Here is a 22,697-nt window from a genome sequence, read left to right as displayed (position 1 = left end):
TAGCATATTTAATATTATATGTCTACATTTAGATTTAAATGCCATACTCATTTGCTTTAAGAAGTTGTCTTATACTTAATTCACCCTAAACCTTTATAAATCCTTCATCTTAGAATCATATAGTATAAGGCTTTTATGACTAAATATTTTTTTTATTAATCTTTTTAATAGCTCAAAACTACTTCTATTTAATTTTTCTATTTTTAAGAATTTAAGAATTAAAATTCTATAATTTTAAAACATATTGATTTTATTTTTTTGAAATGCTATAATTTTTTTAAGAGGTGATTAATATGATAAAAAATACAAAACAAATTACAGTTGAAGTTAATGAAATTTTATTACAAGAAGTATACAAAATGACTAATAATGAAAATACAGATTTATCAAACTTTATAAACGAATCAATCATAAATTATATTCTTGAAAATAGAAAAGATGACATTGAAAATAAAGATTTAGAAGAAGTAATTAATTTCTATAAAAAAGAGAATATAGAAAATCCTAAAAGTGCAGCAAGAGCTATTGCTGAAGCAAAAACTCATACATTATACTAAACAAATAAAAAGTTCCTAAAAATTAGGAACTTTTCTTTTTATTTTAATGGCTATTAATATCTATTTTAGTAATATTTATTTTATACTTATAAATACTTATTTAAACAACAAGATAATCTAATACATTGTCATTTAATATACTATAAATAATCAATATAAAAATAAAATTACAACTTTTAATATACCTAAAAAATAATCAATTTGTATAAATAATAAAAAAATTTTAGTTTTCTATTTTAATAATCGATATTTAGCTAAGCTCCGATTAACTATAAGTCTAATATAAAATTAAATATCAATAAATTTGATTTTATATTAGACTTATAGTATTAAAATGCATTAGAAAACTAGGGATACTTAATAAATAAATCTATGTATTTTACAGTTTACTTCACTTTTAATTCATTTTACTAATTATTGTAAAAACTATTTATTTTATGATAATTAAATTCATCTTAAAAATAACTAATAAGCCTTAGTTTTTATATACTATTAAATGCTTAAATGTTCATACATTTAAACATACAATTACTACAAAAAATATATGTTTAAAGTTATTCTTGCTATTGATCTCAAACAAACTATTCATCTTTCTTAATGTCTTTTACCCATTTTTCAACAGAATTTAATTCCTCCTCATTTACCCCCTTTTTGAACAATGCTTTCATAAAGCTTTCAATAGAACTTCCATGCATATTATCTAGAAAAGTTTTTGTTTCAAAATGTAAATATTCAGCTTCTCCAATAATAACTGTATAATGTGTATGTCTATCTATCTTTTTAGCATCCAAGAACTTCTTATTTACTAATCTTGATAAAAGTGTTAGTGTTGTAGTTTGCTTCCAATCATATAGTTTTTCCATAGCTTCAATGACATCTTTTGATGTTACTGTAAAATCTGATCCCCAAATAAATTTCATGACCTTTAATTCCGCTGGTGGTATTTTAGTAATAGTCATATGATTTTACACTCCTCTCAAACTTATACATAATTAAATACTATATTAATAAACTTTCCCAGTCAAAGGTTTTATTCAAAATATACAATTCAAATTTATTAATATAAAAAACTTATATTTTCAGTACCAATCAAACATAAAAAACCCAAAAGTAAATAATAAATTTTATTTATATATATAAGTATAACAGATTATCAAATTAAAATTCTAATATTTAAGATAATATACTCATTTTATAATCAATAAATATCAATATTTGAAATAGCCATAAATTTATTTCAAAAACTATTTTTGAGTTTATCCATATGTTATAATAAATGTATAAAATTTTGATTGGTGGGTTATATATGAATGCATTTATTAGAAAACGAAACAAGAATTATGTAGTTTATCTTGAATTTACAGATGAAGATACTGGAAAAAGAAAACAAAAGAACATGGGTATTTTTGATAAAAAAAGAGATGCGAGCAAAAGGTTAAATGAAGTAAAGGAAAGTCTGTATAAAGATGGCTTTTTAATTCCAAACGAAATCACTGTCTCAGAATTTCTATTAGATTTTTTAAAAAAGTACAGTGAAAATATATCATTAGCTACATACAACAATTATGTTAGTATTTGTAAGAATTATATTAATCCCTCTATTGGTAAATATAAAATACAGGATTTACATCCAATTCATATACAGAACTACATTGATAAACTATCTCATAAATTGAATCCTCAATCAATTAAGATTCATATAAATATATTGAAACTTGCAATAAAAAGAGCATATAGACTCAAATTAGTAAAAGAAAATATTATGGATAATATAGAAGCTCCAAGATATAAAAAATTTAAAAATGAAATTTATGACAAAGAACAAATGATAAAATTGTTGAAATTGTCAAAAAATACATATATGGAATTACCTATTAATTTAGCAGTTGGTTTAGGTCTTAGAATTTCAGAAGTTTTAGGTTTAACTTGGGATAATATTGATTTTGAAGAGAATACAATAACTGTAAATAAGATAACAGCTCGAATTAATGGCTCTGTAATTCTTAAAGAACCAAAGACTGAAAGCTCTATTAGAAAAATATCTGCTCCAAAGGAATTAATCTTTTTACTAAAGGAATATAAGATAAAACAAAATAAAAACTTATTAAAGTCTTCTATTAGAAATAGTCATGACTTGTTATTTTTCAATAAAAAATGTGAACCTATTGCTGAAGATGTTATGAGTAAAAAATTCAAAAGATTTTTAGAAAAGAATGACTTGCCACACATTAGATTTCATGATTTAAGACATTCACATGTTACTTTACTTATAAATTCTAAGGTACCTATAAAAGTTATCTCAGAAAGAGTTGGTCATTCAAATATAAATACAACCTTAAATGTTTATTCCCATGTTCTAAAAGAAATGGATAAAGAAGCATCTGACAAAATTTCTGAGAACTTATTTAATGCCAACTAATATTACATTTTTTAATTATAACTACTCTAGCCTTTATCATCTATAAAATTAATTTTTACTACTAATAAAATTAAAGTTAAATTAATATTCAAATTTAATTTTATAATAGAAGAGTTAAAATATATTTATTACAAAATAGTTTTAGCGTTATAAACTTAATTTATTTTCTCAAGATGTTGATGAAATTTTTATGGAAGCACGTAACACAACAGTTAAAATCATTTGTAGCTTAGGTGGTATTGTTACTAGTAAAGCAGAAGATTTTTATGATGAAAAAGTAACACCTATAACCTTACAAAAAATACATTATCATAAAAGAGAATGTCTATAGACTTATGAAATTATATTATATAACTTTTTCTTATTATGTCTCCAAACATTATTGTAATTTGACCCAATGTAAACAATCAATTTTGATTTGGAGACATGTACTTTTTATAATAAAAATCCATACATCTTTCTATCCGTAGTTCTGTTTGAGTTATCTCTACAACCCTATTTACTACAATATATATACTAAATAAAAAACCTCCTAATATTTGATTAAATACCTACATACTTCTATAGCGTATTCTCAAACATTAAAAGGTTTTTATTCTAATAATTATAATTAGTAAAAATAATATTTAAACTAACAATTATTTATCTTTCCCATACATTTTAGCTAATTGGTCTTGTATCTCTTTACTTTCTAAATACTCATCAAAATCCATCTTTCTATCCATTATTCCATTTGGAGTTATCTCTATAATTCTATTTGCTATAGTAGATATAAACTCATGGTCATGAGAAGTAAATAAAAGCACCCCAGGGAATTTTTCAAGTCCTTTGTTAACAGAAGTTATACTTTCTAAGTCTAAGTGGTTAGTAGGGTCATCTAACACAAGTACATTTGCATTTGAAAGCATTAGCTTACTAAGCATACATCTGACTTTTTCTCCTCCAGATATAACTTGAGCTTCTTTTAAAGCTTCTTCTCCAGAGAATAACATTCTACCTAAAAATCCTCTTATAAAACTCTCACTTTTTTCTTCAGAAAACTGTCTAAGCCAGTCAACTAGAGAATACTCTACTCCATCAAAAAACTTATTATGGTTTTTTGGAAGATAATCTTGAGAAGTAGTTACTCCCCATTTATATTCTCCACTATCTGGTTCAAGTTCTCCCATAACTATATTTAAAAGTGCAGTAGTAGCTATTTCATCACCCATAAATACTACTTTGTCATCTCTATCCAATCTAAATGAAACATTATCAAGTACTTTAACTCCATCTATAGTTTTAGTTAAATTGTGTACTTCTAAAACTTCATTACCAATTTCCCTAGCAGGTGTAAATCCTACATATGGATATCTTCTTCTTGATGGTTGTATATCTTCAATTTCTAATTTGTCTAATTGTTTCTTTCTAGATGTAGCTTGTTTAGCTTTTGAAGCATTAGAACTAAATCTAGCTATGAATTCCTTTAATTGAGCTATCTTTTCCTCAGTCTTTTTGTTTTGGTCTTTAGCAAGTTGTAATGCTAATTGACTTGATTCATACCAGAAGTCGTAGTTTCCAACATACATCTGTATTTTACCAAAGTCAACATCAACTATATTAGTACATATTTGATTTAAGAAATGTCTATCATGTGATACTATTATAACTATAGACTCTTCTAAATCCATTATAAAATTATTTAACCAATTTATTGATTTAAAATCCAAGTGGTTTGTAGGCTCATCCATTAATAGTATTTCAGGTTTTCCAAAAAGTGATTGTGCTAATAACACTTTAACCTTCTCTCCACCAACTAATTCTTTCATTTGTTTGTAATGCATATCCTTAGTTATACCAAGACCCATAAGTATTTTTTCAGCGTTAGTTTCTGCATCCCATCCATCAAGTTCTGCAAACTCACCTTCAAGTTCAGCAGCTTTTATTCCATCTTCTTCGCTAAAATCTTCTTTCATATATAAAGCATCTTTTTCATGCATTATACTCCAAAGTCTTTCATGACCTCTTATAACAACATTTAAAACAGTTTCTTCCTCATATTCGAAGTGGTCCTGTTTTAAAACTGACATTCTTTCTTTATCAGTTATAGACACATTCCCTGTATTTGGTTCTATTTCTCCTGATAATATTTTTAAAAAAGTAGATTTTCCCGCACCATTAGCTCCTATTATTCCATAGCAATTTCCTTTAGTGAATTTTAAGTTAACATCTTTAAATAGTTCCTTATCACCAAATCTAAGTCCAACACCTGTAACTTGTAACATTAATGTATTTTCCTTTCTTTTTGTTCATAATTTATTTTATCATAAAATTTTGATAACATTTTTATTATCACGTAAACAGCATATTTTTTATACCAAATTCGTGAAATATTTATTAAAATTGTACTAAAGATTGTAAGTTTCATAAAAATTAACAATCTATTATATTATACTTATAAAAAAATCAAATTGCAACTTTATTAATTCTTTTACACACTCTAAATACTTTATTTGAATCTTTAAACTGTTTTAGCTATTAGTAAAAAGATATTTTCTGTATAATTAATACTTAAAAAGAGTACCTAAGTTTGTAAGTACTCTATTTTTATGGTTTTATATTTTAGCAAAATTACATGCAGGGTAAGTACATACATCACAGTTCATACAAAGACCACCATGACCATATTTAGCTATATCATATTTGTCAAGTTTTTCATCTATTAAAATCCTAGATAGAACTATATCAAACACTGTAGTTTTATGATACATTGCACACCCTGGTATACCCATAATTGGGACTTCTCCATAGTAAGCAAGTAAAAACATTGCTCCTGGTAATATTGGTGACCCATATGTAACTAAATCAGCTCCAGTCTCTTTTATAGCTGTTGGTGTGACATCATCTGGGTCTACACTCATTCCACCAGTACAACAGATAAGTTCTGCTCCTTGACTTATAAATTCTTTTATTGCATTTTTTATGATATCTTTATCATCTGGACATATAGTTTGACCTATAACTTCACATCCAAACCCCTTTACTTTTTCTTCTATTACTGGTCCAAATTTATCAACAATTCTACTGTAAAACACTTCATTACCAGTGGTAACAATTCCTACTTTTTTAGGTTTAAAAGGTATCACATTGACTATCTTTCTGTTATCAAGTACTTTTTTTGCCTCTTCTAGTTTTTTCTCATCTATAACTAAAGGTATGACTCTTGTTCCAGCTACTTTCAACCCTTTATTTACTACAAAATTATTATGAAGAGTTGCCATCATTATTTCACCAACACAATTTAAATCAAAAAGTGCATCGACATCTATTTTTAAAAGCCCATCACATGCTGCTATAAAATCTATCTTTCCTTCTTTTATTTCACTGAAATCTAAATTTTCTCCAGCAGTTAATTCTTTTAAAAATAAAGCTCCTTCATTTTCATGAATCATTCCCTCTGATTTTTCCCATACATATAAGTTGTCTTTACCAAGAGATAATAAAACTGGAATGTCTTCTTCTTTTACTACATGTCCCTTTTTAAATTTTCTTCCTTTAAATTCTCCTGGTATTATTTGAGTAATGTCATGACATAAAACTTGTCCAACAGCATCTATAGTTTTTATTAATTTCATAATTTGCCCCCTATTCTTTCATAATCCACTTTTGTATCAATATCTAATAACATTTTTTCGGGAACTTCTACGTATTTTATTTTTGATGAATTTTTTAAAATAGTTTTCCCTTTTTCATCTTCTTTAAGTGCCAACAATTCCTTTTTTTTGCTAAATGGAAATACAACTGGATTTCCACATACATCTTTGCATCTTGGAATTACTATAAAATCTCTATCTAATTTAAAAGTATTTATAATTTTATCTATATATAAATCATCAATAAATGGTTGGTCTCCCACAAAAAACATATATCCATCACATTTTGAGCTATTTAAAATTCCCAATTTTATGGATTCACTCTGACCTATATTTGCATCTTTATTATCTACATATTTAAAGCCATATTTATTGCACAATGCTAAAACTTCTTTATATTGACTTACAACTACAACTTGATGAAAATTAATTTTACTAACTGCTTTAAGTACATGTTCTATTATATAACATCCATCATATTCCAGTAAAAGTTTATTTTCTCCCATTCTTCTGGCAAATCCTGACGCCATTATTACTGCATTTATCATATATATCATTCCTTAACATTTATAATGTATTGATATTGTTATGATTTTATAGTATCTTTATTGATATTATCTATATATATAATATCACATAAATTATTTTAATACTTCAATATCTTATACAAAAATTTTGTTTTATACTTCCATAAAATATGTCTATTTCACTTTCATGCTCTTTAATAATTTTAATTAAATTTATAGCTAAACTTTCATACATTTCATTTTCGACTTTATTAATAAATAATATTTTTTTACCATGATAATTTTTAAACAATCCTTTTGGATTTAATACTACATTTTTTAAATTATCAAGATTTACTGTAGAATTATCATTTATATTACGCATATTTAAATTAGTTATTTTTTTAAATTCATCTAACCTATGTATATTTTCTTCATTAATATCCATTCCAAATGAAGTTATATCTAATATACCTATAGTTTTTGTAGTTTTACAATATACTACTGGTTCTCCATCATTCCAACCTTTAAGTTTTTTTCTCTTTGAACCATCACCTTCTATCAATACCAAATCAAATTTGTCTATCATTTTTTCTAAATCAGATAACTTGATTCCTACTATTTTATTTTCATTATTTATACAGCTTCCACATACTGTTACTCCATAACAAATAGATGGAATAGAAGTTCCATCTATTGTCATAAATATATTGTCATAGTCTTTTTCATCAGGTAAATATATTTTAGTAGTTGTTGTAAGTAAAACTTTTAGCTTATCTCTATAAAAATTCGCAAAGTATTTTATAAATGAAGTTTTTCCTCCTGCTCCAACTACAGTTATTATTTCATTTGCTCCTATCATATCTGATAATTTCACACTTTCACCTCTCATAAATATTTCTTTTAAATATCCTAAATTTGATTTATTTGAAATTTATAATTTAACTGTTTTAGTAAAAGTGATTTTTGAAATTCTATAAACTAAAAAGTAAATAGATTCTGTTGTAAACAACAAGGCGGATCCAATTCGCCGCTAAGCTGTAAGCTTATACGCTATCAGTTTATCTTTTAATTATTATTAAGATATTCTTATTCTTTGTGGTTGCTTTAACATCTGAGGATTATTCTGCAAGTAAGATAAATCAACTATTTGTGATTTTTTTAATATATTAAGACTTGCATTTACATCCGCATTTATAATCATACCCATACTAGATTTATATTGACCACGTGTTATTCTTTCTCCCTTAAATTTGTGTTTCTGTACATCATCCAAATTAATATCAGGAAGATAATCATTGGCAAAAAAATCTGATTTACTAGTATAACTTTCTTCTTGTCTAATGAAATTAATATTTTTTATTTTACATAGATACTCTAGTTTTCCTTTTATCTCTCCAAAAGGAATTCTTATAAAATTTCTATATATTTTCTTTTCCATATTATCACTTTTTTCTAACTTAGCATTATATCCTACAATCAAATTGCCAATATTATTTTTTACACAGTAGTCAATTATGTAAAAGCAAGTTTTATTTACATAGTCTTTAACCTGATTATTTCTTTTATTCCATACTTTAAATTGTTTTCTTGTAATTAAACTTATATTCTTTTTTAATTTTAAAGCCTCTATTTTATCATTTTGCTTATTTGCCCATTGGTTCACAGACTTAAGCCTTCTTCCATCTATAATAAAACTATCACCTAAGTTGGTAGTACAAGTACATAAGTTTTCTAAACCTAAATCTATTGCCAGTGCATTTTTTTTATTTGAAACTTCCTCTGATTTCGGTATTTCATAACAATACTGAATTTCAAAGAACCTAGCCTTATGTTTAGGTATTATTCTTATTTCCTTAACTTTTTTGTCTAATATATTATTTGGAACTTTTATACTCACCTTTCCATACATTTTTTTAAATACGGGAGACATAGGCACATTTAAAATTCCATCCTCTTTAATTCTTATTTGTCCTATTATTATACTAAAAAATCCTTCTTTATCTAAATATTTAGGTGATTTTATTCCTCTAAAATCATACTTGCCTTCTTTAGCTAATTTAATTAAACCAAAAAATGACCTAAATGAACTATCAACTTCTTTTAGTATTTGTTGTGCTACATTACTATTGAGTAGTTTATAGTTTTCATTTTCTTTACATACATGATAATTGGCTTCATAATTAAGATGCTCCCCTTGATTAAAGTAGTGTTGTCTGACATTATATGTACCAACATTATACAAGTTCTTTGCTAAAAAGCACATCTCTCGCAAAGCCTGATATTCTTTCTTAGTTAAATTTTTTAATTGTTGTCTCTGAGTCCCATAATGTATGTTTTTTGTTCTATTTGGCATAAACTCACCTCCTTTAACTCCTACTCTATTAGACATTATATATGGTATTTTTATAAAGCACCATATATAATGTCTATTAAATTACTTTATTTTGCAAAATAACTTAAATTTATACTTTTATAGTATATCATTTATTAAATTTATTTGTTGTTGTTTTTCATCCCCATGTACACTTTTTCAAAAGTTATAGGAAGCTCTCTTATACGAACTCCAGTAGCATTAAAAATTGCATTTGCAATTGCTGGTGCTGGCGTATGTATAACTATTTCTCCTAAAGATTTAGCTCCATAAGGCCCTCCTGGGTCAAAATTATCAGCAAAATCTACTAATATATTTCCTACTTCTTTTTTTGTAGGAACCTTATACTGCAAGAAACTGTCTGTCAATAACTTTCCATCTTTATCAAATTTAGGGTCTTCATACATTGCAAACCCTATCCCCATCATTACTCCACCTTCTACTTGTATTCTCGCTAATGTTGGATTTATAACCGTACCACAGTCAGGTACACATGCAAAATTTATTACCTTATATTCTCCTGTATTTTTATCTAGTTCTATTTCAGCAAATCCTGCTATAAATGGTTTTATTCTTTTTAACATACCAAATGATTCTGTTGCTTCTAAAACAACTGGTACATCGTCACTTGAAAACCCTATACCTCCAACTGACTCTCTTCCTAATTCCTCTAATAACACAAATTTACTCTCATCATTCTTAACAAAAACTCTATCTTTACTTAACTCTAAATCCTCTTTTTTAGACTCTAGTTTTGATTCTGCTACTGAAAGTATTATTTCTTTTAATTTATTTGCTGTTTTTATTGTTGCATTTCCTGTAACTGTTGTAGTACAAGAAGCAAACGCACCTGTATCATATGGACATAGGTCTGAATCACCTGTATAAACAGATATTCTATCTACAGTCGTATTTAAAGTCTCTGCAGCAATTTGTGCTTGAATTGTATCAGCACCTTGACCTAAATCAGCAAGACCAGATAATAACTTATATGTCCCATCTTCGTCCATTCGTATAGTCACTGTTGCCATATCTACACGTGGTATACCAGAACCATGATTTGCCACTGCCATTCCTACTGCTCTCACCTTGTTATTACCTATATCTTTACATGGGTATTTATCATCCCAATTAATTAATTTTTTCCCTTTTTCTATACACTGTTTTAATTCACAGCTTAGAATTTCTTCTTCTGCTGCTTTTCCATTAGTGTACCTATCTATTATGTTTTTAACTCTAAATTCAAGAGGATCTATACCAATCTTATTGGCTAATTCATCAATAGCACTATCTATTGCAAATATGCCTTGTGTAGCTCCATAACCTCTAAGTGCACCTGCTGGTAATCTATTAGTATATACTGTTCTAGCATCAAATCTAACAGCATCAATATCATTATATATTGGTAATGTATTATGACCTGATTCTGAAGAAACCGAAACTCCATTACCACCATAGGCACCTGTATTATTTAGTGACTTTAATTCTATCGCCTTTAAATTTCCTTCTTTGTCTGCACCTACTCTAACATCAAAAAACATTTCATGCCTACTATTAGAACCTACAAAGGTTTCACTTCTTGTAAAGACAAATTTTGCTGGTCTTCCAGTTTTCATAGTCACAAATGCAGTAAATATATCTGTTGCTGCTATATTCTTTCCTCCAAATCCACCACCTATTCTAGGCTTTATCACCCTTATTTTAGAAGAAGGAATCCCCAATACTTTTCTAAGTATTCTCTTTACATTGTGTGGTGATTGTAATGATGACACAACAACAATCCTATCATTTATATCTTTATATGCATATGACCTATGAGTTTCCATCATACAATGTGATTGACTTTGAGTCTTATATGATGCTTCTACCACAAATTCACTTTCTTTAAGCTTAGCCTCAACATCACCAAACTCGAAAAACTCTTTTGATACTATATTATTTTTTGCATCTAATCCAAAAGGATACGGTTCTACTATATCTTGTTCTGGATGTATAATAACTTCATTTCCTTCTGCTTCTTTTGCATTAAATACAGGCTTTAAAATCTCATACTCTACTTTTATCATTTTTAAAGCTTTAAGTGCAGTTTTTTCATCTTCTGCTGCTACTAATGCTACCTCATCTCCAACAAATCTAACTGTATCCTCAAGTAAAACTCTATCATAAGGAGATGCTTCTGGTTCTGTTTGACCTGGAACACAATATCTAACTTGTGGTACATCTTTATAAGTATAAATTCCTACAACTCCTGGAATTTTTTCAGCTTTTGACGTGTCTATATGCTTTATTTTGGCATGTGCATGTGGACTTCTAAGAAGTTTAAGAGTCAAAACATCTTTATGCATAATAAGGTCTTCAGTATATAGTGGCTTTCCTGTCACAATTGCTGTACTATCTATCTTTCTTATCCCCTTATTAATCATTATTTATTACCTCCCTCAATAGCACTATACATCCTCTTAAGCAGTGCACTTGCCATATCTATTCTATATTCTTTACTTGCCCTCATATTACTTCCATAAATTAATTCTTTACCTACAATAATAGATGCTTTATCTATATCCTTTTCTTTGCTCAATATTTGACTTGCTTCAAGTGCTAATTTAGCTCTTTGAGGTCTTGCTCCAATTGCTATTTTATAAGTATCATTTTCTTTTAACATAGCTGAATTTAATATAGCAAAATCTCCTGTACACTTTCTTATTGAATCAAATACAGCTACTGCATCTTTCTTAGGAAGTATTACCTCAATTAATATATCTTTATTTAATTCACTATCCAAAAACTCATTTAACTCTAATATTCCACTATTGTATAACCTTACCTTCGCACCAACAACTAAAAGTGCTGTAATCAAGTCAGAAAAACCATACTTTGAAAATACACTAGCTCCAATTCTTGCACCCTGTCTAAATTGAACACCAACTATATTAGAAACAGCACTTGAGACTATTCCACTACAATAATTTTTAATAGTTTTGTTTATTTCTAAACTTCTCAAAGATGTATCTGCTCCTATTAGTATATTTTTTTCATCCTCTTTTATATAGTCTAGATTTATATCCTTTAAATCTATGGCTGTTCCTATGTTTTTATTGCTTAATTTTATAAATCCGCAACCACCTAAAATAACATTATTTTTTTTAGAAATCAAAATTTTATATGCTTCTTCTAGGCTTTGTGGAACAGAATATTCTTTTATAGTAACCATCTTATCCCCCTTATATTATATTTATTAAAACTTGAAACCTACTAAGTACTTTGCTTTATTTTTATAAATATATAGTAAACTTAATTTAATTCTATTAGTTTTTTACTCTATATATTTTCCTTTTTATTTTTATTGTCCTTACCTTTTGAAAATTTTATCATATATAAACCTTGAACTATTATAGCAACCATAGCTCCTGAAACTACACTTGAATCTGCAAGTAGTGTTTCTATAAATTTTGGAGATTTTTCAAGAACCTGAGGAACTACCATAAATCCTATCCCAGTTGCCATAGAAAGACCTAATATCATACTATTTTCTTGATTAAAACCATCCATACTAACAAGTCTTAATCCAGATGTTGTAAGAGTTGAAAATATTACGAGTGTTGCTCCTCCAACCACACAAGGAGGTATTGTTCTGATTAAATTAGCTAATAAAGGTGATACTCCCGCCAGAAATAATCCAATGCCTCCAATAGCTAATACAAATTTACTTATAATTTTTGTATTAGAAACGATTGCAGAATTCTGACCAAACATTCCCATTGGAGTAGCAGAAAATAATGCTCCTATTGTAGATAATACTCCATTTCCTAAAACAGCAGAAGAAAGTTCTTCATCTGTAACTTGTCTATTAAGTCCTCCTACTGTAGAAAGTGTACATGCTCCCATAATATCAGCTATTTCAACCAAATATATTATTGAAAACATTACTACAACCTCAAGCTTTATATCCAATCCAAAAGCAAGTGGTTTTGGAAGTGCAACCAAAGTAAACTCTTGAATTGAAGAAAAATTTACTATTCCCAAAATTAGTGATAAAATATATCCAAAAACTATGCTAACTAATATTGATGCATCTTTAAACAATCCTTTTCCATATTTATTTAATCCTAATATCATAAGTGATACAGCTATTCCAACTATAAAATTAATTGGTTGTCCAAATGTCTCATTACCCATACCTCCAGCTAAGTTTTTTATAGCTATTGGAAAAAGTCCAAGACCCATACATGCAACTATAGTACCAGATACGACTGGGGTAAATATAAACCTTATTTTTTTAAGACCAAAACCAATTATGATTATCACTATACCAGCGACTATTTGAGAGCCAAATAAGACAGGTAATCCATACTTGCCTGCAACAGAAACTCCAGCTCCTATAAACATTGCTGTAGCTCCCATTATAACTGGTATTCCTCCTCCCAATTTAAAACCTTTAAATAGTGGTATTGGATATAATTGTAACAAAGTTGATAATCCTGCAAAAATCAAAGCAGCTTGAATTAATAGTGTAGACATTTTATGATTAAGTCCAGCCGCATTTGCAACTAGTATCGCTGGTAAACAGCTACCTATTACCATTGCCATTAAGTGTTGTAACCCCAAAGGTATTGCTTCCTTTAGTGGTGGTATTCCGTCTAATTCAAATTTTGATGTACTTTTTGCTTTCATAATAAAAACTCCCGTTACATAAAACTTATTGAATTATATAAATACTTAAAAATTTAATATATTAAATTAAATGACTTTTATAAATCTTACTATACTCAGTAATACATTTAAGTTTTTATACTTAAAAATCACGTACAACAAATTTAATTATTAACAATTAAATTTATTCTATTATTTTGTATATGTTCTATAGTGCTTTACAAATATAAGAGTATTGTAGCTATGGACTTTAAAATTTTTTACAACAATTCTAATCCAATCTAAATCTTTCAATCTTAATCATTATAAGTTATAAGTTTTCATAAGTATTTATATCTTGTAAGTTTTAAACATTTACCTATAAACGCTACTTTATAGATGCCACTTTAATCTTAAGTGACCTCATACTTTCATATGAGCGTAGACTATTTCTTCATCTTCAGCATTACCTGTTAAGAGCAACCCGTTTCCACTATCAATAGCTTATAGTGTACTCTCTTTCGAGATAGTCGTTTGACCTTCCTATTTCTAGGCTTGGAGACCAAATGTCCATTGTAAAGTACTTAGGCTCTCACCATATACCATCCTTGCTATTATTTCTGGTTTTCACCACATTCATAAAAGTTTCTTTCTATCTTTTATTGTAGTTGCAAGGCTTTAGGATTTACTGGTTTTAAAGTTGTGTCCTACATAAATTTCTTTATGTACGGGGCTAAAAGTACAACTTATTTAATATACTTTTTTATTACCCCCTGTAAATAATATTATTTACTCTTTCACTGTTTTTGTTATTAAATTAATTACATAATAATTAATTTAAGCATAAAATAATTTTCAAATTGAAAATCAAAATATTTATGAATATTTTATAATATAATTATCATAAGACAGAAAAACTTAATAAGCTATGTATCTCAGTTGTACCCATGTACTCTCCTTTACTATATTTGTATCTGCAACATAAAACATACAAGTTTCTATCTAGCATATAGATATAAACCAATATCTATAATTAAAAATAGTAATACTATTGTATAATACAATCTTTATGTACATTACTATTTATTATTTCTATACAGCAATTTTAATGCCAATATTTGCATACATTTGCATAGAATAATTTTTTTATACTTTCCTTGATAAAAATTTACTTATTCCAACTGTTCTGTAATTTTTTATTAAGCAAATTTTAAATTTTATTTTTATGATATTTTTATAATTACATAAAAAAAAAGACCAAAAGTATTTTTCAAATGATCTTTTCTCAAATTTTTATTTTAATTTCTAAAATTTATAATAAATAGTAAGACTATTATAAGCATCTATTTTTATATGAAAGTTTATACTTTTATGGATGATAAGTTAATGTAATTAAAAGATTATCTAGCTGATTTTAATTTTACAATATCGCTCCAATTTTTGCTTGTAGCTAATTCTACTAAATTTAAATCTCTTCTTATTTCTGAAACATCTTCTTTTATGGAGTTTGTATCACCTTTTATATGTGCTATACTATGTTCCATATTATCATGAGTAGCTTTATTTATTTCAGAGTTATGTAATAAACTTCCTAAAATACTATTTTGTTCAATTTGTTGTTCTTTAATTGATTTTCCTTCAGATTCTAAGGCATCTACTTTAACATCTATTTCATATAGTTTTTCATTAACTACAATACTTTCTGCTTTAATTTCACTTATATCTTTACTTGCACTACTTATTTGATTTTGCATAGAGTTCATTTCTAATTTAACTTCATGTAAATTCTCTTTCACTACATTTATTTCTTTCTTCATCATACTTACTTCTTGTTTTACTTCATTCATTTCTTCTTTCATTACACTTATTTTTTGTTTTACTTCGCTCATTTCTTTCTTCATTATACTTACTTCTTGTTTTACTTCATTCATTTCTTCTTTCATTACACTTACTTCTTGTTTTACTTCATTCATTTCTTTTTTCATTACACTTACTTCTTGCTTTACTTCACTCATTTCCTTCTTCATTACACTTACTTCTTGCTTTACTTCACTCATTTCCTTCTTCATTACACTTACTTCTTGTTTTACTTCATTCATTTCTTTTTTCATCACACTTACTTCTTGTCTTACTTCTGACATGTCATTTTTTATTATGCATATTTCTTGTTTCACTTCGCTTATTTCTTCTTTCATTACACTTATTTCTTGTTTTACTTCTGACATGTCATTTTTCATGCTAACCACATCTTTATTTATAATATGTAATAATTCTAAAATTTTATCTTCCACTTACATCACCATCCCTATTAATTATTATAACATCTTATACAAATGCTATACAATGTTAACATATATCTCTAAAATAGTTGTTATAAATTTAATTATTAAAATTATTATGTATAATTACTACAAAAAATAATTAATATAGATATAAATCTAAAAATAATAATTACAAACAAAAGGATACCATTTTAATATGGTATCCTTTATCTGTATATAAATTTTTATCTTTTGAAGTTATATTTTTTATAAAACATCTTATGCATTTAATTCTGGACATGAAATCTTTCTTCCAAGTGCCTTTGGTTTACATACTGATATACAAAGACCACAATATCTACATTCACCTTCATTTAATTCCATCTTGTCATTTAATTTTCTAGCTTGATATGCACACACTCTCTCGCACATCTTACATTTAGTACACTTTTCTTCATCATAAGTAAATTCAAAACTAAGTCTTTCATTTACCTCTCCCATATGCTTATGTACTACCCCACAAGCATTTTCTATAGTTTTATATCCTAGTCTGTCAAGATTAGAATTTAGGTCATTGTGTATTTTAGCTATTACTTGAGCTCCTTTTAATATTACTACTGAACATATACCAACGAAGTCAGCACCTGCCATAATCATCTCTAAAGCATCATCTCCACTTACACATCCACCTAATCCAATTATAGGTATATTTACCTCTTTTTTTATTTCATATATTCTTTGTAGAGTTATTGGTTTAATAGTTTCTCCACTTAAATATCCAATTCCATTTCCACCTAATAAAGGTTGGCCAGTTTCTATATCTATTCTAAGTGCTGGTCCTACAGAATCACAAGCAGTTATTGCATCTGCTCCTGCTTCTTCTAATTTTTTAGCAAAAGCCCCTATTTCATCTATCATAGGAGGAAGTTTAACTATTACTGGTATATTCACTCTTTCTTTCGCATCCTTAAGCATTGGTATTAAATCTCTATAGTCATAAGATACCAGCTCTATAAAATCAGCTCCTGCATTTGCAATCTTTTCTACTAGTTCACTACTTTCTTCTATTGTATGACCTACTGAAGCTATACATACAGTTCCATCTTTTTTCATTTGTGGTATTTCAAAATCTATCCATTGCTCTGGTTCAAAATCTGTCCATTTCTCATTATTTAAAAGAGCATTAGCTGTATTTCTCACCATATGAGGTGCTGGATTTATAGCTCTTTCTTTTCTTATTGTCTTAGTAACAACTGCTCCTGCTCCTGCATCACTTAGTATCTTACATCCAGCTGCACTATATGTCAACGGACCTGAACCTATTATAAAAGGTGATTTTAATTCTTTCCCTAAAAAATTATACATTATTTACTTCCCCTTTTCATATTTATTTACATTTATTAAAACTTCCAGAATTCACAGGCAACATCTTTCATTTCTTTAACAATAGCTTTTTTATCTAAGTTAACCAATTGTTTTTCTTTTAAAATATGTTTACCATCTATGTATACATTTGATATAAATTCTTTTTTACCTTGCACTACTATCTGGTCAAATATATTATCAAGTGTTACAGGAGTTTTAAATTCATCTTCCATAACTATTATATCTGCTTTATTACCAACTGTTATTTTTCCTGATTTTTGAAGTCCCAATGCATAAGCACCATGTTCTGTTGCCATCTTAAATACTAAACTTGCGGGCATTACAGATGCATCTTCTTCAACTGATTTATGCATTAAAAATGCACCTCTCATAACTTCAAAAAAATCATTTATATATCCATCTGTGCCTAATGCTACTTTTATGCCTTTTTTAATCATTCGTGGAACTGGAGAAAAACCGCCACCTACTTCACAATTACTAAGAGGCATGTGAACTACCTTTACACCTTTCTCCTTTAATATGTCTATCTCTTCATCATCTACTTTTACACATTGAGACGCTAATACAGTCTCATCTAATATATCTAAATCATTGTAGTAATCAACTGCTTTTTTATTAAAGTGTTTTTTAGAGTAGTTTGGTTCATATATACTCTCACATAAATGAAATTGCATTGGTGCCTCTAATTTTCTTGCATCTTCTTTAGCTTTTTTGATAAATTTATCTGAACATGTGAAACTAGTATGTGTACACATTATTCCATTTATTAATTTACTGTTTTCTCTACTCCATTTTATTAAATTAGAATTTTCATCTAAACATCTTAACCCATTTTCATAACTTATTCTTTCACAACTTTCTAGAGATAAAACTGCTTTCATTCCTATTTCTTCTAGTATCTTCCCTTGCTCAATTAAAGTTCCTTTTTCTGTATTTGGAGCTTCTAATGTGTCACAAAATGCTACTACACCAGATTCTATAAGTTCTATTGCAGATGCTTTAGTTGTGGCTTTTACTTCCTTTAGTCCTATTCTATTTTCTATAAACGGCCACCAATAGTCATTTAAAAATCCTTCGAAATCAGTAAAATGTACATTTGCTGGTATTCCTCTAGAAAGCACTCCATATTGATGCATATGCCCATTGATAAAGCCTGGCATTACTATGGCATCTGATTTATTTATTATCTCTGAAATATCTTTATATTTTAATTCAACTTCTTCATTTGGCAATATATCTTTTATAATGTCATTTTCTATTACAACAGCATAATTTGTATATATTTCATCAGCAGAAGATATTAAGTATTTACTTTTTATAGCAACCATTTATTTACCTCCCTGATTTAGTTTTTTCATAGCCATATAAACCTTTTCAGAAGTTATAGGAAGTTCTCTTATATTCACACCTACTGCATTAAAAATTGCATTTGCTATTGCTGGTGCTGGCGTATGAATAACTATCTCTCCTAAAGATTTTGCTCCATATGGTCCTGTTGGGTCATAATTATCTACAAAATCTACTAATATATTTCCTATATCCTTTTTTGTTGGAACTTTATACTGTAACAAATTAGAAGTCTGAAGTTTACCATCAGAACCATGTCTAGGATCTTCATACATTGCAAGCCCTATACCTTGAGTTACTCCTCCTTCAACTTGTATTCTTGCAAGTGCAGGATTCATAACTGTACCACAATCAGTTGAACAAGCATAGTTTATCACCTTAAACTCACCTGTTGTTTTATCTAGTTCAATCTCTGCAAAACCTGCTAAAAATGGTTTTGCACTCTCTTTTATCCCATAAGATTCAGATGAGTATAAGACATCTTGATTTCCACCACCAACAGATTCTCTTCCTAATTCACTTAATAAAACAAACTTTTCTACATCCTCACTATAACAAACTCTGTCTTCATATAGCATTAAATCATCGATTGGTAGGTCTAATTTCTTCTGTGCTACTTTTAATATCTTTTGTTTTAAACTTTCAGCTGACTTTATTGTAGCATTTCCAGTTACATAAGTAGTACAAGAAGCATATGCTCCAGTATCATATGGACACATATCTGTATCTCCTGTATAAACAGAAATTCTATCAATAGATGTATTTAGTGTCTTGGCAGCAATTTGTGCAAGTATTGTATCAGAACCAGTTCCTAAATCTGAAGACCCAGAAAATAACTTATAAGTTCCATCCTCATCCATTCTCATATTTACTATTGCCATATCTATGTTAGCTATACCAGAACCATGAGTTCCAACTGACATTCCAACAGCTCTTACTTTATTATTCCCAATATCTATAACAGGATATTTTTCATCCCATCCAATTAGCTTTTTGCCTCTAATTATACATTCATCAAGTGCACAACTTCTTATTGGAAAATTCATTATTCCGCCTTCAGTTTGCTTTTTTATAATGTTTTTTAATTTTATTTCTGTTGGGTCCATATTAAGTTTATGTGCTAATTCGTCTATTGCACAATCAAGTGCAAATGTACCTTGAGTTGCTCCGTACCCTCTCAATGCTCCCCCTGGAACTAAGTTAGTATATACAGTCCTTCCATCAAACTTTATTGCAGGTACATTATTATAGGTTGGAAGCACATTATGCCCTGACTCGGAACAAACTGAAGGTCCATTGTCACCATAAGCACCTGTATTGTTTAATGCTTTCATATCTATAGCTTTTATATTTCCTTCTTTATCTGCTCCAACTTTTATGTCAAAAAACATCTGATGTCTAGTATTAGTCATTGCAAAAGTTTCTTCTCTAGTATATATAAGTTTTGCTGGTCTTTTCGTCATCCAAGTTACAAATGACGCATATATCTCTGTTACAGCTATATTTTTTCCACCAAAACCTCCACCTATCCTTGGCTTTATTACTCTCACCTTTGAAAGAGGTATTCCCAATGCTCTTGAAACCTGTCTTCTCATATGATAAGCTGATTGATTTGCAGAAGTTACTACTAGTCTACCATTAGTATCTATATATGTGTAAGCTCTATGAGTTTCCATCATACAATGTGCTTGTGATTGAGTCATATAAGATTCTTCTACTATCACATCACACTCTTTAAACTCTTTTTCTACATCACCTTTACCCATTTTTTCTCTTGATACTATATTTTTTGTAGCATCTAATCCAAAATCAAACGGACAAAACAAATCATCTTCTTCATGTATTAAAATTTTATTACCTTCTGATTCTCTTGCATCTAATATTGGTGTCATTACTTCATATTCAACTTTTATAAGTTTCATTGCTTTAATAGCTGCTCTTTCATCTTCAGCCGCTATTATAGCAACTTCATCTCCTACATATCTCACTATATCTTCAAGTATTAATTGGTCATGAGGTGATGCTTCTGGATATGATTCTCCAACCATTGAATATCTATAATTTGGTACATCCTTGTAAGTAAATATATCTACTACACCTTTTACTTTTAATGCATTTTTTATATCAATATTTTTTATTTTTGCAAAAGCATGTGGGCTTCTAAGAAGTTTAACAGTCAAAACATCCCTATGAAAAATTAAATCTTCAGTATATATTGGTTTACCAGTAACAATGGCTTCACTATCTATTTTTCTTACTTCTTTATTTACCATTAAACTCACCCCCAATACTATTATACATTCTAACAACTAATGCTTTTGCCATATCTTTTCTATACTCTTTACTTCCTCTTATGTTACTTCCAAATGAAAGTTCTTCACTTGATACCTCTCCAGCTTTGTTTGCATCATTTTCTAAGCTTAGCACTTCACTTGCTTTGTATGCAATCTTTGCTCTTCTTGGTCTAGCTCCTATTGCAATTTTATAAGAATTTCCTTCTTTTAACATTGCCCCATTTAATACCGCAAAATCACCTGTACATTTTCTTATTGAATCAAATACACCTATAGCATCTTTTTTAGGTAATATAATTTCCATTAATATATCTTTTTCAAGCTCACTTTCTAAAAAATCAGCTAAATTCATAACCCCTTTTTTATATAACTTAACCTTTGCATCTACTACTAGTAATGAAGGTATTAAATCTGAAAATCCATACTTAGCAAATACGCTAGCTCCCACTCTAGCTCCACTTCTAAATTGAACTCCTACTATATTAGAAACAGCGTTTGAAATTACTCCACTACAGTAATTTTTAATAACCTTATTTAATTCTAAAGTTCTTAAACTTGTATCTGCTCCAATTAATATACTATTCTCAGTTTCATTTATATAATCTAAACCTAGGTCTTTTAAATCTATTGCTGAACCAATATTTTTGCTACCTAGTTTTAAAAATCCGCAGCCTCCAAGTATTATGTTGTTTTTTCTTGATATTAGCAGTTCATAAGCTTCATCTAAACTTTTTGGAACTACATATTCCTTTATAGTTATCATATTCTCTCCCCATATCAATTTAATTTTCACTTAAAAAATTTAAGTGTTCAAATATTTATGTATTGCTCTTAGTTGACCTTTATATCCTGTACATCTACAAAGATTTCCATTTACATAATCTATAACTTCTTCTTCTGTTGGATTTTGAAGTTCTCTTTTCATTGCTAAAACCATCATTATAAATCCAGGAGCACAAAATCCACATTGGTCAGCGCCTTCATCCGCAAGAAAATCCCCAAATTTCTTAGCTTCATCTACTACGCCTTCAAGTGTTGTAATGTGTTGTCCCTCTACTCTAGCAGTAAGATAATTACAAGACAGCACAGCTTTGTTATTTACCATTACTGTACATAGACCACATGAGCCAGTATCACATCCTTTTTTAACACTTACATATCCATTTTCCCTTAATGTATCTGCTAAAAAATCATCTGGTCTTACATTCAATTCTTTTTCTTTATTATTTATGGTACATTTGATAATCAAATAAATCACCTCAAAACTCATATTTTTAAGCCAAAGTCTATAC

General features: G+C 28.2%; 18 protein-coding genes. 3 read left to right on the top strand and 15 right to left on the bottom strand.

Translation table 11 applies throughout. The features are described from left to right. Window positions 1-293 precede the first annotated feature (293 nt). Window positions 294-557, top strand: a complete 264-nt coding sequence (locus IC175_RS00970; protein WP_227434999.1) for a hypothetical protein — start codon at window positions 294-296, stop codon at window positions 555-557. Between the two features lie 581 nt (window positions 558-1,138). Here IC175_RS00970 and IC175_RS00965 read toward each other — a convergent pair. Further along, the gene (locus IC175_RS00965) at window positions 1,139-1,516 is read right to left on the bottom strand and encodes a BlaI/MecI/CopY family transcriptional regulator (RefSeq protein WP_227434997.1); all 378 of its coding nucleotides are present in this window, start codon (window positions 1,514-1,516) and stop codon (window positions 1,139-1,141) included. A 347-nt stretch (window positions 1,517-1,863) separates the two neighbouring features. Between IC175_RS00965 and IC175_RS00960 the strand changes: the two genes are divergently transcribed. Then, a complete protein-coding gene (locus IC175_RS00960) occupies window positions 1,864-2,976 on the top strand; it encodes a tyrosine-type recombinase/integrase (protein WP_227482587.1) in 1,113 nt (370 codons plus the stop codon). A 190-nt stretch (window positions 2,977-3,166) separates the two neighbouring features. Beyond that, a complete protein-coding gene (locus IC175_RS00955) occupies window positions 3,167-3,307 on the top strand; it encodes a hypothetical protein (protein ID WP_227482586.1) in 141 nt (46 codons plus the stop codon). Window positions 3,308-3,614: 307 nt separating this feature from the next. On the opposite strand, the gene IC175_RS00950 is transcribed toward IC175_RS00955, so the two are convergent. From IC175_RS00950 to IC175_RS00885, 14 genes are all read right to left on the bottom strand, one after another. Next, entirely contained in the window at window positions 3,615-5,240 is a 1,626-nt protein-coding gene (locus tag IC175_RS00950; protein WP_227434992.1) for an ABC-F family ATP-binding cassette domain-containing protein, read from the bottom strand. A gap of 330 nt (window positions 5,241-5,570) precedes the next feature. Continuing rightward, a complete protein-coding gene (locus IC175_RS00945) occupies window positions 5,571-6,590 on the bottom strand; it encodes a molybdopterin-binding protein (RefSeq protein ID WP_227434991.1) in 1,020 nt (339 codons plus the stop codon). Next, a complete protein-coding gene (gene mocA, locus IC175_RS00940; protein WP_227434989.1) occupies window positions 6,587-7,156 on the bottom strand; it encodes a molybdenum cofactor cytidylyltransferase in 570 nt (189 codons plus the stop codon). The genes IC175_RS00945 and mocA overlap by 4 nt, the downstream gene beginning before the upstream one ends. Before the next feature lie 106 nt (window positions 7,157-7,262). Continuing rightward, entirely contained in the window at window positions 7,263-7,991 is a 729-nt protein-coding gene (gene yqeC / locus IC175_RS00935; protein WP_227434988.1) for a selenium cofactor biosynthesis protein YqeC, read from the bottom strand. Window positions 7,992-8,192: 201 nt separating this feature from the next. Continuing rightward, window positions 8,193-9,470: an RNA-guided endonuclease InsQ/TnpB family protein gene (locus IC175_RS00930; RefSeq protein WP_227434986.1), complete on the bottom strand. Its 1,278-nt coding sequence runs from the start codon at window positions 9,468-9,470 to the stop codon at window positions 8,193-8,195. A 140-nt stretch (window positions 9,471-9,610) separates the two neighbouring features. Then, window positions 9,611-11,911: a molybdopterin cofactor-binding domain-containing protein gene (locus IC175_RS00925; protein WP_227434985.1), complete on the bottom strand. Its 2,301-nt coding sequence runs from the start codon at window positions 11,909-11,911 to the stop codon at window positions 9,611-9,613. Then, complete coding sequence (locus IC175_RS00920; RefSeq protein ID WP_227830593.1) at window positions 11,911-12,699, bottom strand: FAD binding domain-containing protein; 789 nt, start codon at window positions 12,697-12,699, stop codon at window positions 11,911-11,913. Before IC175_RS00920 ends, IC175_RS00925 begins: the two co-directional genes overlap by 1 nt. Before the next feature lie 107 nt (window positions 12,700-12,806). Next, window positions 12,807-14,159, bottom strand: coding sequence for a uracil-xanthine permease family protein (locus IC175_RS00915; RefSeq protein WP_227823988.1), 1,353 nt, complete (start codon window positions 14,157-14,159; stop codon window positions 12,807-12,809). A gap of 1,358 nt (window positions 14,160-15,517) precedes the next feature. Beyond that, window positions 15,518-16,408, bottom strand: coding sequence for a hypothetical protein (locus tag IC175_RS00910; RefSeq protein WP_227482578.1), 891 nt, complete (start codon window positions 16,406-16,408; stop codon window positions 15,518-15,520). Between the two features lie 249 nt (window positions 16,409-16,657). After that, on the bottom strand, window positions 16,658-17,743 hold the full coding sequence (locus IC175_RS00905; RefSeq protein WP_227434977.1) for a dihydroorotate dehydrogenase: 1,086 nt from the start codon (window positions 17,741-17,743) through the stop codon (window positions 16,658-16,660). A 35-nt stretch (window positions 17,744-17,778) separates the two neighbouring features. Beyond that, window positions 17,779-19,092, bottom strand: a complete 1,314-nt coding sequence (locus IC175_RS00900) for an amidohydrolase family protein (protein ID WP_227482577.1) — start codon at window positions 19,090-19,092, stop codon at window positions 17,779-17,781. Next, window positions 19,093-21,384 (bottom strand): xanthine dehydrogenase family protein molybdopterin-binding subunit, encoded by a 2,292-nt coding sequence (locus IC175_RS00895; protein ID WP_227434972.1) that lies wholly within the window; start codon window positions 21,382-21,384, stop codon window positions 19,093-19,095. It lies immediately after the preceding gene. Then, window positions 21,374-22,168 carry an FAD binding domain-containing protein gene (locus IC175_RS00890; RefSeq protein WP_227434965.1) on the bottom strand — a complete coding sequence of 265 codons (795 nt, stop codon included), beginning with the start codon at window positions 22,166-22,168 and terminating at the stop codon, window positions 21,374-21,376. The genes IC175_RS00895 and IC175_RS00890 overlap by 11 nt, the downstream gene beginning before the upstream one ends. A gap of 39 nt (window positions 22,169-22,207) precedes the next feature. Next, complete coding sequence (locus tag IC175_RS00885) at window positions 22,208-22,654, bottom strand: (2Fe-2S)-binding protein (RefSeq protein WP_227434963.1); 447 nt, start codon at window positions 22,652-22,654, stop codon at window positions 22,208-22,210. Between the last annotated feature and the right edge of the window lie 43 nt (window positions 22,655-22,697).

Origin of the sequence: Clostridioides sp. ES-S-0123-01, assembly GCF_020658415.1 — a bacterium.
Classification (GTDB): Bacteria; Bacillota; Clostridia; order Peptostreptococcales; family Peptostreptococcaceae; genus Clostridioides.
Note: the sequence above shows the minus strand (reverse complement) of the source record. Positions and strands in the feature narration are given on the sequence as shown.

Excerpts from the sequence above, each read along its gene's own strand:
- IC175_RS00970 (WP_227434999.1), top strand. The coding sequence starts at position 294 with ATGATAAAAAATACAAAACAAATTACAGTTGAAGTTAATGAAATTTTA.
- IC175_RS00965 (WP_227434997.1), bottom strand. The coding sequence starts at position 1,516 with ATGACTATTACTAAAATACCACCAGCGGAATTAAAGGTCATGAAATTT.
- IC175_RS00960 (WP_227482587.1), top strand. The coding sequence starts at position 1,864 with ATGAATGCATTTATTAGAAAACGAAACAAGAATTATGTAGTTTATCTT.
- IC175_RS00955 (WP_227482586.1), top strand. The coding sequence starts at position 3,167 with ATGGAAGCACGTAACACAACAGTTAAAATCATTTGTAGCTTAGGTGGT.
- IC175_RS00950 (WP_227434992.1), bottom strand. The coding sequence starts at position 5,240 with ATGTTACAAGTTACAGGTGTTGGACTTAGATTTGGTGATAAGGAACTA.
- IC175_RS00945 (WP_227434991.1), bottom strand. The coding sequence starts at position 6,590 with ATGAAATTAATAAAAACTATAGATGCTGTTGGACAAGTTTTATGTCAT.
- mocA (WP_227434989.1), bottom strand. The coding sequence starts at position 7,156 with ATGATAAATGCAGTAATAATGGCGTCAGGATTTGCCAGAAGAATGGGA.
- IC175_RS00930 (WP_227434986.1), bottom strand. The coding sequence starts at position 9,470 with ATGCCAAATAGAACAAAAAACATACATTATGGGACTCAGAGACAACAA.
- IC175_RS00925 (WP_227434985.1), bottom strand. The coding sequence starts at position 11,911 with ATGATTAATAAGGGGATAAGAAAGATAGATAGTACAGCAATTGTGACA.
- IC175_RS00920 (WP_227830593.1), bottom strand. The coding sequence starts at position 12,699 with ATGGTTACTATAAAAGAATATTCTGTTCCACAAAGCCTAGAAGAAGCA.
- IC175_RS00915 (WP_227823988.1), bottom strand. The coding sequence starts at position 14,159 with ATGAAAGCAAAAAGTACATCAAAATTTGAATTAGACGGAATACCACCA.
- IC175_RS00905 (WP_227434977.1), bottom strand. The coding sequence starts at position 17,743 with ATGTATAATTTTTTAGGGAAAGAATTAAAATCACCTTTTATAATAGGT.
- IC175_RS00900 (WP_227482577.1), bottom strand. The coding sequence starts at position 19,092 with ATGGTTGCTATAAAAAGTAAATACTTAATATCTTCTGCTGATGAAATA.
- IC175_RS00895 (WP_227434972.1), bottom strand. The coding sequence starts at position 21,384 with ATGGTAAATAAAGAAGTAAGAAAAATAGATAGTGAAGCCATTGTTACT.
- IC175_RS00890 (WP_227434965.1), bottom strand. The coding sequence starts at position 22,168 with ATGATAACTATAAAGGAATATGTAGTTCCAAAAAGTTTAGATGAAGCT.